This is a genomic window from Gorillibacterium sp. CAU 1737 (genome assembly GCF_039888655.1).
In the GTDB taxonomy this organism is placed as follows: Bacteria; Bacillota; Bacilli; order Paenibacillales; family NBRC-103111; genus Gorillibacterium.
This window is the reverse complement of record NZ_JBDQQO010000004.1, coordinates 119,912-135,267: the sequence shown is the minus strand read 5'-3', so window position 1 is coordinate 135,267 and position 15,356 is coordinate 119,912. Positions and strand designations below refer to the sequence as shown.

The window sequence follows — 15,356 nt, the reverse complement described above, 5'->3', positions numbered from 1 at the left end:
TCCATATGGAAGGCCCTCTCTAGCAAACGGCTTGAGAATTCCCCGTTGCTAGTAAAGCTCGAAGTCATTTCAGCAAGTCCACATAGTTCTTGTTCTCTAAAACGATGAAGTCCTCGCCGCCCCAGAAGCTGATCGTAACCATCGGCTCGTTCCGAAGTGCGTTTACCTGAGCGTTGGTCAGCTTCAGGATGGCCTTGCCTTTTCCAGGCTTGATCGCCTGCTCGACAATCACCTTGATCTTGTCTCCATCGGGAGGGTTGAACAGGCTGATGGAGCGGGCCACCTTGCTTTCATAGCCGATCTCTATGGTAGCTCCATCCTTTGCCTTGATCAGATTCAGCGTCGTAATGCTCAAGTCTTTGCTGGACAGCGTGATGCGGTACGGAACATTGCCCTTCTTCGCATTCGTCCAGCCGGCTTCCACAGCGGTTGCATCGTTCCCGCTTCCCCCGGCTTTTGCTGAGGGGAGAGTATACAGCATTTTGTAATCGTAGGCGGTGTTGCCGGGCTTCCGATTCGGAGAAGCAGGGGAGGCTGATGACGTAGCAAACTGAAGCGTCCACTTGCTCCAGTTCTCCAGGAACGAGGGCAAGGACAGCCCGGTGTCTTTGATCAGGTTGGTTTGGATTTGGGTGACATCCTGATAGTTTCGATACATCGCCCGCCGAGCGGTCTCCGTGCTATACTGCTCTTCCAAAAAGGCATACATGGAGCCCATCAAGTAATAGGTATAGAGATGGCCGTCCGGGTTGGAAGCATTCTTTGTGTACCAGGACCAATTCAATGCGGTCTTGTATCCCTTGATCAGATCCGTAAGCTTGGGCACCTCATGGTTGGACAAGTACCGCTGCTTGACGACATCCTCAATCGGGCTCGCGTAGGTTCCGTTACCCGCCAAATAACGGACAAACCGACTGTGGCCCTGCCACTCCTGAAGCTCGAAGTTGTCTCCGGCATAGGGATTGGCGGATGCCATCGCATGGTTCAACTCATGTGCTATGGTTTCATACGTGGGGCCGCTTCTCATGTAGATGTACATCTTGCCGTTCGAGTAACTGGCAAACCCGCCTCCCGCCTGTTCCGAGTGGGTCTCTAAATCCTTGCGCCCGGCAATCTGGGCTGCTGCATTTCCGTCCTTCATGAACAGGGCCGTCACTTTGGCTTTCGGCAGCGGATAATAATTCATCTTCGCCACGCGGCGGTAGATCGAATCCATTTCCTTCATCACTTCCGAGGTGATGAGGCTGATGTTCGTGTCATCCGCATAGATCTGGAAATGCTGGGTTTCCAACTGGTTGAGTGTTAGCTTCGGACGGGCCAAAGTTACCTTTGAGTTCTTTTGCGCGGAGTAATCAAAGGATGTTACGGCCTTCTCCGTGATTCCCTTCATCACCTTACCGGACAGCGCCAGAAGCGCATTCACCCCGTTCTCGTAATGCTTCCGCTCTACTCGGGCTGCCGTGTCGGAAGAAGAGTCATCGACCCACGTGTTTTGGTCCCGAATCAGCAGCAGATCGGTCGTCTTCGTCTTTAGCACAGAGGACAAGGCGTTGCCCAAATCCTTGTTCAGCATAGGCGCTGCCGCGACTGCCTTGGCAAAGGATTCAAAAGAAGGGTCCGTGTACGAGACGTAGAGATCGTTCAGATTCCCGTTTCCCCCCATGGCATACAGGTCGATCGTGCAGGCGATTGAAGCAAAATTGAGCTTTTCGGTTAATGCCCGAATTCCCTCCTGCCCCTTCCACTTGCTGCCGACAAAAGCAAAGATCATCGTATACTCCGGCGGATTCTCCCTGTAGTAACGAGCCATGTCGAGCATCATAGCCGCGGAGACACTCCCCGCCTTGGCGCTCTCATACCAGGTTCCATTCGGGAGGCTGCCAAAGCCGTCGATGTTGGTCACCCAGAGGATGGCCTTCTCTTCGGACTTGCCGGGAATGACTCCGACGAGGTTGTCCGCCGATGGAGTCGAGCGGTCGATCTTGAGCTGAATCGACGCTTCGCCCTTTTTGAGGGCGGCGGGGATAAAGGTCTTCGGAACTCCTGCGGAGTCCGCTGCGGCCTCGGTTATGTACAAGACGGGGATCGCCAGCTTCTCGGCATTCAACGGATGCTCATAATTGCCGATCTTCAACTCCCCGTTCGCGACGATCAGAACGCCCTTCGCTCCGTTGGCGGCTGCGCGTTGAACACGGTCTTGAATGCCTTCCGGAAACTTCCCGTTTTTATCGTTCCAGTGAAAAATGACGAGTCCGTCTACCTTGGTCTTGTAATCGGAGGACAGACCCGCTCCCGCATAATAAACCGATCGGAAGGAATACGCCCCCTCGGCTGAACGGGAATAGGGCATGTAATCCTTCATCAGCTTTAACGTTTTTTGATTCAGCGCAACCTTCTCGCTCTTCAGCGAGGCCGTTCCCACGGAATAGCTTTGGCGATACGTTCCCTCTTCCAAAACGGGGATCATGCCGACCGCGGAGAGGCGTTTTTCCAAATCATCAACCGCTTTGGTATATCCAGCTGTTCCTGCTTGTCGGCCTTCGTAGGCTTTCTTACTCCACTCCTCGATCAGGCTCATGCCCTCGTAGCGTATGGATGCGGAGGAAGCACGCGGCAAGGGAGAGACCATCGTAGCAACCATTAAAAAACAAAGCACTGCTGCCATCATTCGGGTAAACCGTACGTTCATAAGCGACTCCTTCTGCTGGTGTTGGGAATTATTCTCTGTCCCGTTATCCTATCATAAGGAAGCCTATCGTGGGGAGAACGACAGCAAAAAGGAGCCTTCTGCAAAAGAAGGCTCCTTCCTCTATGAGGCTACCCAAGCAGCTGATCTGTTAGGAACAGCCTCTCATTAGGCGGTTTTCAAGAAGCAGCATCAAACGGAAGCTACCTGTTAGCGGGTCAACCCGAGCGTTCGGGCGGTTGCCTCCTGCACTTCCAGGGCGAGCGCGGGCTGCTCCGACAACGATAAGCCGTAGGAAGGAATCATCTCCTTCAGCTTCGGCTCCCATGTGTCCACCTGCTGCGGGAAGCACTTGCGGATGACCTCCAGCATGATCGACACCGCGGTGGAAGCACCCGGCGAGGCGCCGAGCAGAGCTGCGATCGAGCCGTCTGCCGCACTGATGACCTCGGTGCCGAATTGCAGCGTCCCTTTGCCGGATGCGGTGTCCTGGATGATCTGCACGCGCTGGCCCGCAGTGACCAGCTCCCAATCCTCGCTCTTGGCATTCGGGATGAATTCTCGCAAAGCTTCCATGCGCTTTTCCTTGGATTGCAGCACCTGCCCGATCAAATAGCGGGTCAGGTCCAGGTTCTTGGCTCCGGCCGCCAGCATGGTCGTGAGGTTGTGCAGCTTTACGGATTGGATGAGGTCGAGGGAAGAACCGAATTTGAGAAACTTTGGCGTAAAACCGGCATATGGACCGAAAAAGAGCCAATCCTCCTTGCCGATCCGGCGGGTATCGAGATGGGGCACCGACATAGGAGGAGCACCGATCGCGGCCTTGCCGTACACCTTCGCATGATGCTGGGAGACGATCTCCGGGTTCCGCGTAACAAGAAACAGCCCGCTAACCGGGAATCCTCCGATGCCTCTTCCTTCCGGAATACCGGATTTCTGCAGCAGATGCAGGCTGCCGCCCCCGCCGCCAATGAAGACAAATGGCGCAGCGTGATGCTCGACCGCCCCTGTTTCGCGGTTGTGTGTCTTCAGCTCCCACAAGCCCTCCCGGTTTCGCGTCACGTCCTCGACATGGCGGTTGAACCGGATATCCGCGCCCGCGTTCTGCAGTTCGTCGAGCAGCAAGCGCGTGAGGGCGCCGAAGTTGACGTCTGTTCCCGAGCCCATTCGGGTAGCCGCCAGCGGCTTGTCGGTCCTTCGGTCTCGCATCATCAGTGGAATCCACTCCATGAGCTGATCCGGGTCGTCCGTGTATTCCATCCCCTCAAACAACGGATGAGCGGAAAGCGCTTCATATCGTTTCTTTAAAAAAGCTCGCTCGCCTTCCCCCTGCACAAAGCTAAGGTGAGGAACCGACACGATAAAGTCACTCGGTTCCGAAATCCGCCCGCTCTTCACGAGATGGGACCAGAACTGCCGGGATACCTGGTACTCCTCATTGACCTGGATCGCCTTGCGGCAATCGATTCCGCCATTCGGCTGTTCGACGGTATAATTCAGCTCGCACAGCGAGGAATGGCCCGTTCCGGCGTTATTCCACTCGTTGGAGCTTTCCTCCCCTGCCGTCCCGCGCCGTTCGAGCACGGTGATGCTCCACTCGGGTGCGAGTTCTTTCAGCATAGCTCCCAGCGTCGCACTCATGATACCGGCTCCGATCAGGATGACATCAGTCTTTTGCTGTCGGGTGCTCATGGTTTGCGTCCTCCTACCCTGTGTTTTGTAAGAAGGATGTTCCCGCCTTATCCCATTCAAATCGCCACAGATTATAATTCTTATTATATTTGAATCGCGATCATGTCAGCAATGGAAAAGAGCCACTCCCATGCAGAATGGCTCTCAAGTCTAGATAGGCGGGCAACAGGGGGCAGGGTATGTGTGGAGCTAGGAATAGAGGTTACCTTGCCGGTACGTTGCCTTTTACAATCGAGGGGATGTAAAAGAGCGGGTAGAGCAGCAGGAACAGGTTCGGTATCCACCAAAACGGGTCAAATTCCAGCCGAATCGCCCAGAAAGCGATCGCCTGCAGCCCCGAACAGAACGTCAGGACAAGCGACAGCAGCATGATCGACTTCCAAAGCGGATTTCGCTTGCGGAGCAAAAAGAGGCTGGTCAGCCCGGTAGCCGAAATAAGCAGGTCGAGCGGCAGGAACGACCAATTCCACGCGACGAGCAGCGGATCGTTATAGTCTTCAAACAAATACTCAGCCGGTATGAGATGCAGGAAAGTGATCGCCCAATAGGCAATAAAGCCAATGTCTACCCCGAGAAAGATCCATTTCAACGCCTTCCACTTCAAAAGGAAATCCTCCATTCCGTGAGGCTGGTTTATCCGTTCATCCAGCGCTTTTCGAATTCAAGCTCGTGCTCGATCCTGATTCCATCCTGTCCCGTTAGCGGAATTTGCGGCTTCAGCTGGCGAGACCGCTCCAGCGCGTTCGGGTAGAACTGACACATCGTCATGCCATTGATCTGGTAAAAGCGGATGGCCCGGCTATTGTCGTTCGTTGTGATGCACCACAGCCGGGTGCAGCCCGCCTCCCGGGCCAAGCGCTCCACTTCTTTCAGGAGCGCCGCCCCGATCCCCTTCTGCCGAACCGTGCTGTTGAGTGAAGTCAGCTCGCATTCTTCCCCCTCAAGGAAAAAGGTGGCCATTCCCACAATCTGTCCTTCCTCTATGTAAGTCACGCCGGGCAATTCGTCCAGATGATGCAGACGGCCCTTGGCGACCATTCGCACAGACCCCCACTTTTTTCGCAAAAACTCCACGATTTGTTCCTTGGGCAAGTCCTCGAAAGGGACCAGCATAGCGGTCGCACTCCTCTCTTCCTCTTTTTCTTGATTATAGCAAATTTCCAAATGACGAGAATAGATGTTCCTTGAGATGCTGGTAGAGCTTCTCGCTTGCGGACGGAAAGGGATAGGCAGACCTCTTGCACAGCATGCCTAGCGTCATGGAGATCAGGCTTCCCTGGATCTCTCGAATCTCCGTTCCCTCTCCTCGAGGCTCCGCCAATTGTTTCGGAATGAGCGCCACCCCGAGGCCGCTCTCCACATAATGCCTCAATGCCGTCATACTGCCGATCTCCATCGTATCGAGCGCGACCTCCCCGATGTCCTTCATCACCATCTCAAGCTTTCTGCGATAAGGACAAGTAGAGGATGTGATCAGCAGGCGATGGGCGGATAACTCCTTTGGGGCGATCCTCTTTTTATGGGAAAGCGGGTGGCCGCTGGGCACAAGCAAGACGAATTCCTCCTGGAGCCAAGGCTCGAAATGGAGCTCCGTCCCTAAATCAGGCGCGGTCGCAAGGGCAAAGTCCAACTCCCCCTTCCGAACTCGCTCACATAGGATCGGCGTATTGGCGACTTCCACGGAAACCCGGACAGCCGGATATCGGGACAGGAAGATTTGGAGAAGACGGGGCAGTCGATAGCTGGCCGTCGGCTCGGTAACCCCGATGCGAATGTCGCCGGCTTCGCCTGATGGAAGGTCCGCAAGGCGAGCCTGAAGCTGCTCCATGTCCTTCGCCATTCGTAAACTTTGCTCGTAGAAGAGGCGCCCCGCCTCCGTCAGCCTGATTTCCTTTTCCCGATCCAGCAAAAGAACGCCGAGCTCGGCCTCCAGCCTCTGAATCTGCATCGTTACGGTAGATTGCACATAGTTCAGCTCTTCCGCCGCCCGTGCAAAGCTTCGGTGCTTCACAACCGAATGAAAGGTTTTTAGCGTCTTAAAGTCCACCGTTCTCGCTCCTCTTAGGCATTCAACAAATTTGAATCACTTATTCATTTCCTTCAATTATACAAAACGAACGCAACTGGATAAACTGATACTAGACAAAATAGACGAGAGGGATGAACGACGATGGATCTGAAAAACAAGGTAGCCGTTGTTACCGGGGGCGGAACGGGGATCGGACGAGCGACCAGCATCCTGCTGGCCGAACGCGGAGCCCTCGTTACCGTAAACTATTCGCGGTCGCAAGCGGAAGCGGAGGAAACGGTGAAGCGGATCACGGAAACCGGAGGCCAAGCCATTGCTCTTCGAGCGGACGTATCCAAAGATGATGAAGTACGCGCCATGATGCAGGCCGTCGTGGACCGTTTCGGTACGGTCGACCTGCTCGTCAATAACGCCAGTATTACCCGGCACATTCCAATGAAGGATTTAGAGAGCGTAAGCGAGGACGACTGGGACGACTTGTTTGCAGTGAACGTGAAGGGGATGTTTTTCTGTGCGCGTGCGGCCGCCCCCTTTCTGAAAGCAAGCGGCAGGGGAGCTATCGTCAACCTGGGCAGCATTGCAGGGCAGACGGGACAGGGCTCATCGTTACCCTACGCTGTGACCAAAGCGGCGGTTCACGGGCTTACCCGGTCGCTCGCCCGCGCCTTAGCGCCGGAAATCCGCGTGAACAGCGTCATCCCGGGGGCCGTTGCGACAAGGTGGTGGGAAGGAAGAGAAGCTGCGATGAGCCAGTTGGCTCCCCACCTTCCCTTGCAACGGATATCGAAACCGGAGGAAATCGCAGCCATGATCGGCAGCGTCCTGGAACAAGAGGCGATGACAGGACAGCTGATTACGGTGGACTGCGGGCAAACTTTATAAACGAGCACCGCCACCCTCCTGCTCACCCGACACACTCCTGGCGGGCAGGGTCAACCGAAATACCGAGCCTTCCGGCGAGCTGTCGACCCGTGACAGCTCACCTCCTTGCGCTCGGGCCAAGAGCTGGCTGTAGGTCAGGCCGAGGCCGAGGCCTCGTGTCTGGAGCTTCTTGCGTTCTCCCCGGTAAAAGCGCTCAAAGATGTACGGCGCCTCCTCTGGCGAAATCCCCGCTCCGTTATCGGTCACTTCCACATAGGCGTCCATCCCCTGCTCTCCAACGCGGACACCAAGTGCAGCCGGACGATCCGAACGCATCGCCTGCCGCGCGTTGTTCAGCAGGTTGACCAGAATCTGCTGAACGCGGTGCCCATCGCCGATCCCGTACACCGCTGTATGGGGCAGATCGAGGGTAACGTCCGCGTTCGGGAGCTTGTTGGTCAACTCCCATTGATAGACGATCTCCGAGACGAGCGCGCGCAGCTCCAGACGTTCGCTCGCGACCTTGACGCTTCCGGCCGACATCGCATTGTAATCCAGCAGGTCCGACACCATGCGTTCCAACCGCCCGGATTCCTGGAGCGCAATGTCGAGGAACTCCTTCGCCTCTTCCTGCGGAACCACCTCATCCCGCACTGCCAGCAGCAAGCCCTTGATGGAGGTGACAGGTGTCTTCAGCTCATGCGTCACGCCTGCGAGCGAGAGCGTTCGCCACTCCTCCAGCTGCTTCAGCCGGCTGGCCATATCCCCGAACGAATCGACCAGCTCTTGAATCTCCCGCTCCTTCGTCTCCACGTTGAGACGAATATCATAGCGTCCTGCGCGAATGAGATTCGCTCCCTCCGCCACCTGCCGGATGGGACGTGCAAGCTTGCGCGACAGCAGGTAGAGCGTCAGCCAGCCGGACAGGATCAAGGTCGCAAGCAGGACGCACACGAGCGCGACCTCGTGAGGGCTTGCGGCGAGCGACCGCTTGGACAGCAGCAGGGTGACCTGTCCGAGCTGCTCATCGTTCGCGATGACCGGCGTGGTTACCGCCTCGGTGCCGCGCTCCTTGACCTTCGTCAGGTCTGCCGTCATGCGCTTGGCCATCTGCTCCTGGGTCATCCCCGGCATGGAGAAGAGGAGCTTCCCGTTCCGGTCTGCCACAAACAGGCACAGCTCCCCCTGGAAGTTGAAATAGTCGAGCCGGCTGGCTACGAGCCTCTCCATGTACGGAGGGATGACAAGCCGCCCTTCGGTGGAGATCACATTATCCGCGATCTCCTGTCCGAGCATGCCCGCGGTTTTGAGCCGGCTGTCCATCGTCGTTACGCGAATCCAATACAGGGAGCTCACGGCAATGATGATGAAGCCTGCACACAAGATGAGAAAATATCGAACCGTCCAATACGTGAGGATGGACGTCAGCTTTTTTCGTTTCAGTCTCCGATCCAAAATTGATACCCCGTTCCCCGCAGCGTGCGGATCTCGCCCGCCTCCGCCGACCAGTGCGTGAGCGACTGGCGCAGTCTTTTGATCGACAGGTCGACCGCCCGGTCGCTCCCGTCATAATCCATTCCCCATACCTGCTCGATAAGCTGCTCCCTCGTGAAAATACGGTTTGGGTACTCCGCCAGAAACAGCAGGAGCGACAAATCCCGAGGGGTCAACGCCACCTCCGCCGCATTCAGGTACACCGACCGGGAGGCATAATCGATCAGCAGATTGCCGAAGTACCGCTTGCTTTCGCCGTCTGTCCAATGCGGACGCCTGCGGAGAACCGCCTGCACGCGGGCGACGACCTCCTCCGGGACGAACGGCTTCGTCATGTAATCGTCCGCTCCCCCGTTCAACCCGCCGAGGCGATCCTGAAGCTGATCGCGGGCGGTCAGCATGATGACGGGACAAGGGCTTATCGCACGGATGCGCCTCAGCAGCTCCCAGCCGTCCATGCCCGGAAGCATGACGTCCAGCAGCACCAGCGAGTAGTCCCCCGCTTCGAATTGTGCCATCGCCTCCCTGCCATCCGTCGAGCGGGTGACGTGGAACCCGGCCTTCTTCAAATAAGCCGCCAGGACGCGCGAGATGGCCTCTTCGTCCTCGATGATGAGAATGGACTTCATGTTATCCCGTCACCCCTCTTTCGCTTGGTCGTACTGCTACTTTTACATAGGCTGAGGCTCCTCGCAAGGGGATATGCGGCATGTCCTGGTTTATTTTTGTTTGACATCTTCTTGACACTTTCCTCTGGTACTGTGGAAGTCGAGCTCTCCTTGTTCACCCCATACAGAGAAGAAACAGGAGGAACCACTGTGAAGAAAAAAACGAAACTTTGGCTTCTGACGGGCATCGTCGCCGTTGCGGTACTGGGCGGAGGCGGGTATGCGCTGATGAACGATTACGTAGGCAACAACGTAGAAATTGAGTCGGTCATTCCGTCCGGCTCGCCTTCGGCCTCTACGGACACGGCCGCTTCCCCGGCTGCAAGCGCCGCTGCACCTTCGGATGGAGCCGCCACTGCCGTCACCGGCGAACAACTCAACGGCAAGTGGGCCATCGCCGACTCGTCCAATGTCTATTTCTCCGTCACCACGTCCAAGGAAACCGTCAACTTTGTCGACAAGGCCGTTAGCGGCGACTGGACGGTAAACGTGGATGATCCGTCCCAAACGACCGCGACCGGAGTCATCGACATGACGGCCATCGATTCCGGCAACTCGCAGCGGGACGACCACGTGAAGAGCGCCGACTTCTTCGATGCCGGCCAATTCCCGCAGGCTACCTTCACGGCCGGCAGCTTTGAAGGACTGCCCAGCGAGTGGACCGAAGGAACCGCCTATGACTTCACCATGAAGGGAACGCTGAACGTCCGTGGAACGGACAAGGACGTCACCTTCGCCAGCAAGGCCGTCTACCAGAAGGGACAGCTTTTGCTGTCGGGAACAACCACCGTCACCTTCGACGACTTCGGCATGAAGAACCCGCACAGCGTCGTGCTCTCCACCGAAAACGACGTCGTCGTTCGCCTGGAGCTCGTCTTGGATAAATCCTGAGCATCCTCTACAAAAAACGGATCGCTCCTCACCGCCGAGAGACGGCAGGGGGAGCGATCCGTTTTGTTCTCTAACGTTATCGTTAGGAGGACAGGTCATACTCACCGGCTTCTTCATCCCACTCCAGGTCGTGATCGTCGACATGGACATGCCATTCAGCACCGGGCAGGGTGGCGCGAATGCGGGCTAGCAGTGCGGTCCAGTGCTGGATGCCTTCCCACATGGCTTCAGGGGAATCGTCCGGCAGGCGCGTGGCGCCTTCGAAGATCACTCCCGGCTGAGTCGGGTCAGTCAGCTCGTACACCGTGAACCCCTCCCACTCGCTGCTGCTCGCGGTCTCGAAGTCTTCCTTCGCCTTTTCCAGATCGTACGCTTGGATCCACTCGGTAACCGTCTGTTGTTCCTCTGCCGTCAGCGGCTGGGGCCTTTCGGCACTGTAATAAAGAGATACGCCCACTCTGGTCTTCCTTTCTCCATATAAGCCATTTACATCCAGAATATCGCTGGGCTATGAGGAAGACAAGCCCTGAAATGGTAATTGTCTCAGCGAAAGCCGAAGTCCCACAGCTTCTCGTTCCCCGTCAGGGTCATCGTCAGCTCATTCGCCGACTCCAGCTGAAATTCAAAGCGGTTCGGCAGGCGGCCCTGATATTCGGTCGAATCAGACAGGATCTCATCACCGTCTACCGTAATGACGATGCTTCCTGTAAACTCCGCACGGTCGGGGACTCCATACGTTCCGGACAGGACAACAGACTTCCGGCCCAGCGAATACGTATACGTCTCGGTCCTGCTTTCTCCGCTGCCGTATACGTTGTGTTTGGGGGTTACCGTTTGACCGCCGGCGACAAAGGGATCCAGCTCGGTTGTTCCCCTGGACGTATTCCCGGCACGGTCCTTCAGCTCGCTGAGCGCGGTGAGCGGGCCTTTTATGGAAGCAACAACGTCAACGAGACCGAAGGCCCCCCATACTCCCGCCCACAGGAGCACCGCAGAAGCGCCCGTTATGGCAAAGTCTCTCCAGCCCCTCCGAGAATCACGCACTCGAAAACCAATGAAATAGGCACCGTACCCGATGGCAGCACCCGTCGAATTCTGTATGGCATCATTGATGTCGAAGCTGCCCAGCTTCGTGAGAGCCTGAATCATCTCAACCGCCAGAATGGCCAGGAAGAACAAGGCGATGAACCGCACAAAGCGGGTTCGGTAGAGCAGCGGAATCAAGATTCCGAAGGGGATGAAGGCCGCAATATTTCCCAGACTAACAAAGTCCATCAACGTGGGATGAAGGAAATCCGATAGGCTCGGCAGCTTGAAGAAATCGCTAGGAATGAACATAAAGCTGTAGCCGGTCATGTTCTTGGAGGAGCTCATCCGACCCAATCCGATGAACAAGAAGTAGAGAATAAAAAGGGAGTAAAGCACCGTGATCGCAATCAGGGTCTTTCGCTGACGATGGGTCATGTGGGGCTCCTTTTCCAGGCAAGTCTCATTCAACAACGTAGCGAAAAGGATAATAGAAGTCAAGAAAGCGACATCCCTAACCGAAACGACGCGGTGCTCCATCAGCGCAGGAATTCAATCGAATGAAACGGTTCGGATTGGCTTGCTTGAGGCACGTCTTCCCCGAGTCTCTTTCGCAAGAAGGCTTCGGCTTGCTCGTCGGATGCAGAAGGTGGCGCCTCATGAAAAGCACCCTTCTCTCCGCTCGACGGTTGAAGGACAAAGCGGCACCCGTCCTCCGCAAGCAAGGACAACCCGTCCGCTCCGAGCTTCAAACGACCATTGGGAATCTCATCGCCAAGGACAGCGAGGGGGATCGTCTTCTGTTCCTTCAACCTCGCCTGGTACAGCTTTCTCTCTCCTAGCTCCGTTTGGGTCAGTACATACCCCAGATCCGTACCAAAGTCGTAGGCATCGTCCATTACCACTTCGTTTGCTGGTATGTTCAAATCGAGAATGGACGTACGGTCGGCAATCCATCCTTGCGAGTCATAAGCGCCGATAAACAATCGGTTTCCTTTCTTCTCCTGAATCGGAAAGACAAAGCGACCGCTTCCTGTATCCACACGAATTCCGCCAACCACCGTCTCATCATCATCCGCTCGGTAGATGGTCTGATTGTCGAGTATAACCTCAGCCGGCTGCTTCTGGTTGAAATAACGCTCATTCCCCGCTTGCAGAAGAAACCGCGTTCCCGTCTCATCCAAAGGAACGAGGACATCCTCTCCCACCTTCGTCAGAACAGGAAATTCGTTCAAGAATGCTTGCCGGCTCAAATCATAAATGTAATACCCGCGTACATAAAGGTTGTAATCCAAGCCGATCAGCAGCTTGTCGTTGGACAGCCACCTTACCTCTGCGACCGTCCAAAACTCCCGCTTCTCCGTCTTGGTCATGTCGAGCTCGGTCAACAGCTTCATTTCACGATCGTAGATCAGCAGAGGGGCAGGTGTGTTGGGAAGCGGCGCCAGAAGCGGGACGGCAACCCTCGATCGATCGGGAGAAACAACGGGCTTTCCCTTCGGCTCATCCGGTCCAACTGCAGAAACCTTGTTCTTCGCTTGGTCATAGAAGAACACATTCTCCCCGAGAGCGAACACCGCATTCCCTTGGAACGGGGCCTTCTCCCGCTCATTCTCCGGTACCTTCCTCGTCACCTCCATGGGGGGTGGAGATGCGGAGACAGAGGAAAACGGCCTCCCCGTTTCGGAACGAGGGGAAGCCGCATTACAGGACACCAACGCCAGGCACAGAAACGAGAACACCGCAAGCGTTCGCTTCTTCATCAAGCCCTCCAGCCAGGAGGAAGGCCCCTTGGCCTCCCTCCCCTTCCCATCCCGTTATTTAAACCATTGCAGGCTTTGAATATTGGCAAATTCCTTGTCCATGCTGTCGCCGAATTCGGCTTTCAGGCTCTTGTTCAGCGCCTCGAGCTTATACTCCGTCTCCAGCTTCAAGATTTCTCCGGTCTGTTGTTGTTGAACACTCATGTGCGGGGCAAGGGATTGCGTGGAGGGATTAAGCGTCATCACCCCCGTCTCCTGCACGATCGAGGGGACCTGCTCATTATCAACAAATTGCAGAGTGCCGCCAACCCCATCCGCGATCGGGGTCTTCGTTACCGCAGCGAGCTGCTTGGCCGCTACATTCCATGAACCATAGACCAGCTTGGAAGGACCGATATCCGACTTTTCCACAAAGGCCACCTTGGTCAGATCCTTCGAAAATTGCGGATAGGACAGAGTCGTCTCCGGTTCATCGGACACATAAACCAGGGTGTCATCCACATAATAGGAATCCTTTACCTCAAGCTCCTGTCCGTACGGAATATGCCCCCGGTAGAAGATAGAGCCGCCCGGAAGAGCCGTAAACAAAGCTCCCGCATAGCTCTTGGTCACCGTGCCGGTCGGGATGTCCACGACAAAATACTCCGATGTTGAAGGGTTTACATGCCCTTCCACCCCAAGGGTGTTCTCGTCGATCCAATCCAGCGCTAGAATGGCGTTGGAATAGGCGGTCGGAATGGTGATGTCCACCGTCTTGTCATCCAGTCGGTAATAGACACCCAGCTTCAGTCCTCCCTCCTCGCTGGCGTAATCGGTATAGCCAAATGCGACCCGAAGCAGGTCGGAGGAGGCAAACGGCATATACTTGAGGGAGTTCGGGTCTCCCAGCTCCTTCACCGACTTGTTGAGTTCATTATACAGATAGATATGCCCATCGCGTTCGAAAATGGCTTGCTGGTAATCGTATTTCATTGTGACAGGACGTTCGGGTTGGCCAGCCACCAAGCTGGACTGGGTAAGGACAATCAAGCCGGCCAAAGCCAGGAGGGCACCATATCGCTTCCAGTTCCGCTTCATCATTGCAGCACCTCTCTTAGGGTCGAAATGTACTTCAGGCGAGCAAAATGCTGTCCGGAATCGATTGGCAGGTCAGGATGCGCCGTGGCAAATTGAGCGATGGTCTTGTACCCAATAAATACATCGATATGATAGCCGTTGATCGCTCCTCCCGAGTCTTCCGCTGTTCTTCTGCCGGAATCTCCGCTGCTGTTCGACATACCGGCGATTTCAACCCGGCCCCGGTACCAGGCATTATCGTAGTATTGTCGCCGGGTAATATAAGGGGAATCTACGGCAATGGTCCGGTTCTCCGTCGGCGTAGTTCCCGATTGGGTCAAGGGCTGACTCGTTGCGGCAATGCTGGTACAAGACCCTCCGGAAACAACGGCTTTGTACCATTTCTTCTCGGTGGTGCGGTCATCGTACCCCGAGCCTTGCATGCAGACATCGCTCACGAAGGTGTTCCAGTTGTTGGAGTTGCTGTACAGGGCGAATTTGTACTTGGTCACATAAAATCGATTATAGTAGGAGGCCGTTCCCGTCGAATACGTGGAGGTGGACGAATTGCCGCTAGCCGTCGCAGTAATGGTAAACGTCGGCGTGCCATAGAACTCGATATAGCCGGTTGCTACCCCAGTGGAATCCGTGGAGCTCGATGGATTTTTAATATAAGCGCTGCTGCCGAGCGTCGTGCTCAACGTGACCGGATAGCCGCTCGCCGGCTGCCCGGTCGAGGTGTTGATTACGGTTACCTTGACCTCGGCTTGCCGCAAGACGCGGTCTTGCCCCGTGGCTTTGCCAGTGGAGTTGGTATAGTCGATGGAGGGCCAATTGGAATACGGCTTGAACCCGGACAGCGAATCATAGACCGCGTTCGCCGACGTGTTCCACTTGGGCGTACTGACATTGGACGTGTCCTTGTTTTGCGGAAGCCACAGGTTGTTTACCACGATGGAGACCGGTTGGATCGCGGCTGAAGCTTTTTCAAACGGATAAACCATTGTGACGACCATGGCAGCGATAAGAACGAGAAAGGTAATCTTTGAGAGTGCTCCCCTACGCATACGAAATCCTCCTTAAAACTAGAATGGAGTGCCCGTTTCTCACCAACCCGTACGGTTTCAAAGGCGTTCTTTGCCTTCCTATCACCCTCTTTGTCATTCTCTACTAGAGAAGACGTTGAAAGA

The 15,356-nt window shown here is 55.8% G+C and carries 14 protein-coding genes; 2 read left to right on the top strand and 12 right to left on the bottom strand.

The features are described from left to right. Positions 1 to 64 precede the first annotated feature (64 nt). The 5 genes from AAFN83_RS10380 to AAFN83_RS10360 form a co-directional block, all read right to left on the bottom strand. The gene (locus tag AAFN83_RS10380) at positions 65 to 2,689 is read right to left on the bottom strand and encodes a zinc-binding metallopeptidase family protein (RefSeq protein WP_347768959.1); all 2,625 of its coding nucleotides are present in this window, start codon (positions 2,687 to 2,689) and stop codon (positions 65 to 67) included. Between the two features lie 207 nt (positions 2,690 to 2,896). Continuing rightward, positions 2,897 to 4,378: a malate dehydrogenase (quinone) gene (mqo, locus tag AAFN83_RS10375; RefSeq protein ID WP_347768957.1), complete on the bottom strand. Its 1,482-nt coding sequence runs from the start codon at positions 4,376 to 4,378 to the stop codon at positions 2,897 to 2,899. A 202-nt stretch (positions 4,379 to 4,580) separates the two neighbouring features. After that, complete coding sequence (locus AAFN83_RS10370) at positions 4,581 to 4,982, bottom strand: DUF5360 family protein (RefSeq protein WP_347768955.1); 402 nt, start codon at positions 4,980 to 4,982, stop codon at positions 4,581 to 4,583. 29 nt (positions 4,983 to 5,011) lie between these two features. Continuing rightward, positions 5,012 to 5,491 carry a GNAT family N-acetyltransferase gene (locus AAFN83_RS10365; RefSeq protein WP_347768953.1) on the bottom strand — a complete coding sequence of 160 codons (480 nt, stop codon included), beginning with the start codon at positions 5,489 to 5,491 and terminating at the stop codon, positions 5,012 to 5,014. Positions 5,492 to 5,525: 34 nt separating this feature from the next. Next, complete coding sequence (locus AAFN83_RS10360) at positions 5,526 to 6,425, bottom strand: LysR family transcriptional regulator (protein WP_347768951.1); 900 nt, start codon at positions 6,423 to 6,425, stop codon at positions 5,526 to 5,528. Positions 6,426 to 6,548: 123 nt separating this feature from the next. Between AAFN83_RS10360 and AAFN83_RS10355 the strand changes: the two genes are divergently transcribed. Beyond that, the gene (locus AAFN83_RS10355; RefSeq protein ID WP_347768949.1) at positions 6,549 to 7,289 is read left to right on the top strand and encodes an SDR family NAD(P)-dependent oxidoreductase; all 741 of its coding nucleotides are present in this window, start codon (positions 6,549 to 6,551) and stop codon (positions 7,287 to 7,289) included. Here AAFN83_RS10355 and AAFN83_RS10350 read toward each other — a convergent pair. Beyond that, positions 7,284 to 8,723, bottom strand: coding sequence for a HAMP domain-containing sensor histidine kinase (locus AAFN83_RS10350; protein ID WP_347768947.1), 1,440 nt, complete (start codon positions 8,721 to 8,723; stop codon positions 7,284 to 7,286). The genes AAFN83_RS10355 and AAFN83_RS10350 overlap by 6 nt on opposite strands. After that, the gene (locus AAFN83_RS10345) at positions 8,708 to 9,391 is read right to left on the bottom strand and encodes a response regulator transcription factor (RefSeq protein ID WP_347768945.1); all 684 of its coding nucleotides are present in this window, start codon (positions 9,389 to 9,391) and stop codon (positions 8,708 to 8,710) included. Before AAFN83_RS10345 ends, AAFN83_RS10350 begins: the two co-directional genes overlap by 16 nt. Positions 9,392 to 9,580: 189 nt before the next feature. Here AAFN83_RS10345 and AAFN83_RS10340 point away from each other — a divergent pair, with 189 nt between their 5' ends. Beyond that, positions 9,581 to 10,321 (top strand): YceI family protein, encoded by a 741-nt coding sequence (locus AAFN83_RS10340; RefSeq protein WP_347768943.1) that lies wholly within the window; start codon positions 9,581 to 9,583, stop codon positions 10,319 to 10,321. A gap of 82 nt (positions 10,322 to 10,403) precedes the next feature. Here the strand turns inward: AAFN83_RS10340 and AAFN83_RS10335 are convergent, their stop codons facing one another. The 5 genes from AAFN83_RS10335 to AAFN83_RS10315 form a co-directional block, all read right to left on the bottom strand. Then, on the bottom strand, positions 10,404 to 10,778 hold the full coding sequence (locus AAFN83_RS10335) for a hypothetical protein (RefSeq protein ID WP_347768941.1): 375 nt from the start codon (positions 10,776 to 10,778) through the stop codon (positions 10,404 to 10,406). A gap of 86 nt (positions 10,779 to 10,864) precedes the next feature. Then, entirely contained in the window at positions 10,865 to 11,785 is a 921-nt protein-coding gene (locus AAFN83_RS10330) for a VanZ family protein (protein ID WP_347768939.1), read from the bottom strand. Positions 11,786 to 11,886: 101 nt separating this feature from the next. After that, positions 11,887 to 13,110, bottom strand: coding sequence for a hypothetical protein (locus AAFN83_RS10325; RefSeq protein WP_347768937.1), 1,224 nt, complete (start codon positions 13,108 to 13,110; stop codon positions 11,887 to 11,889). Between the two features lie 54 nt (positions 13,111 to 13,164). Next, positions 13,165 to 14,190, bottom strand: a complete 1,026-nt coding sequence (locus tag AAFN83_RS10320; RefSeq protein ID WP_347768935.1) for a hypothetical protein — start codon at positions 14,188 to 14,190, stop codon at positions 13,165 to 13,167. Continuing rightward, entirely contained in the window at positions 14,187 to 15,233 is a 1,047-nt protein-coding gene (locus tag AAFN83_RS10315; protein ID WP_347768933.1) for a hypothetical protein, read from the bottom strand. The genes AAFN83_RS10320 and AAFN83_RS10315 overlap by 4 nt, the downstream gene beginning before the upstream one ends. Positions 15,234 to 15,356: the final 123 nt, after the last annotated feature.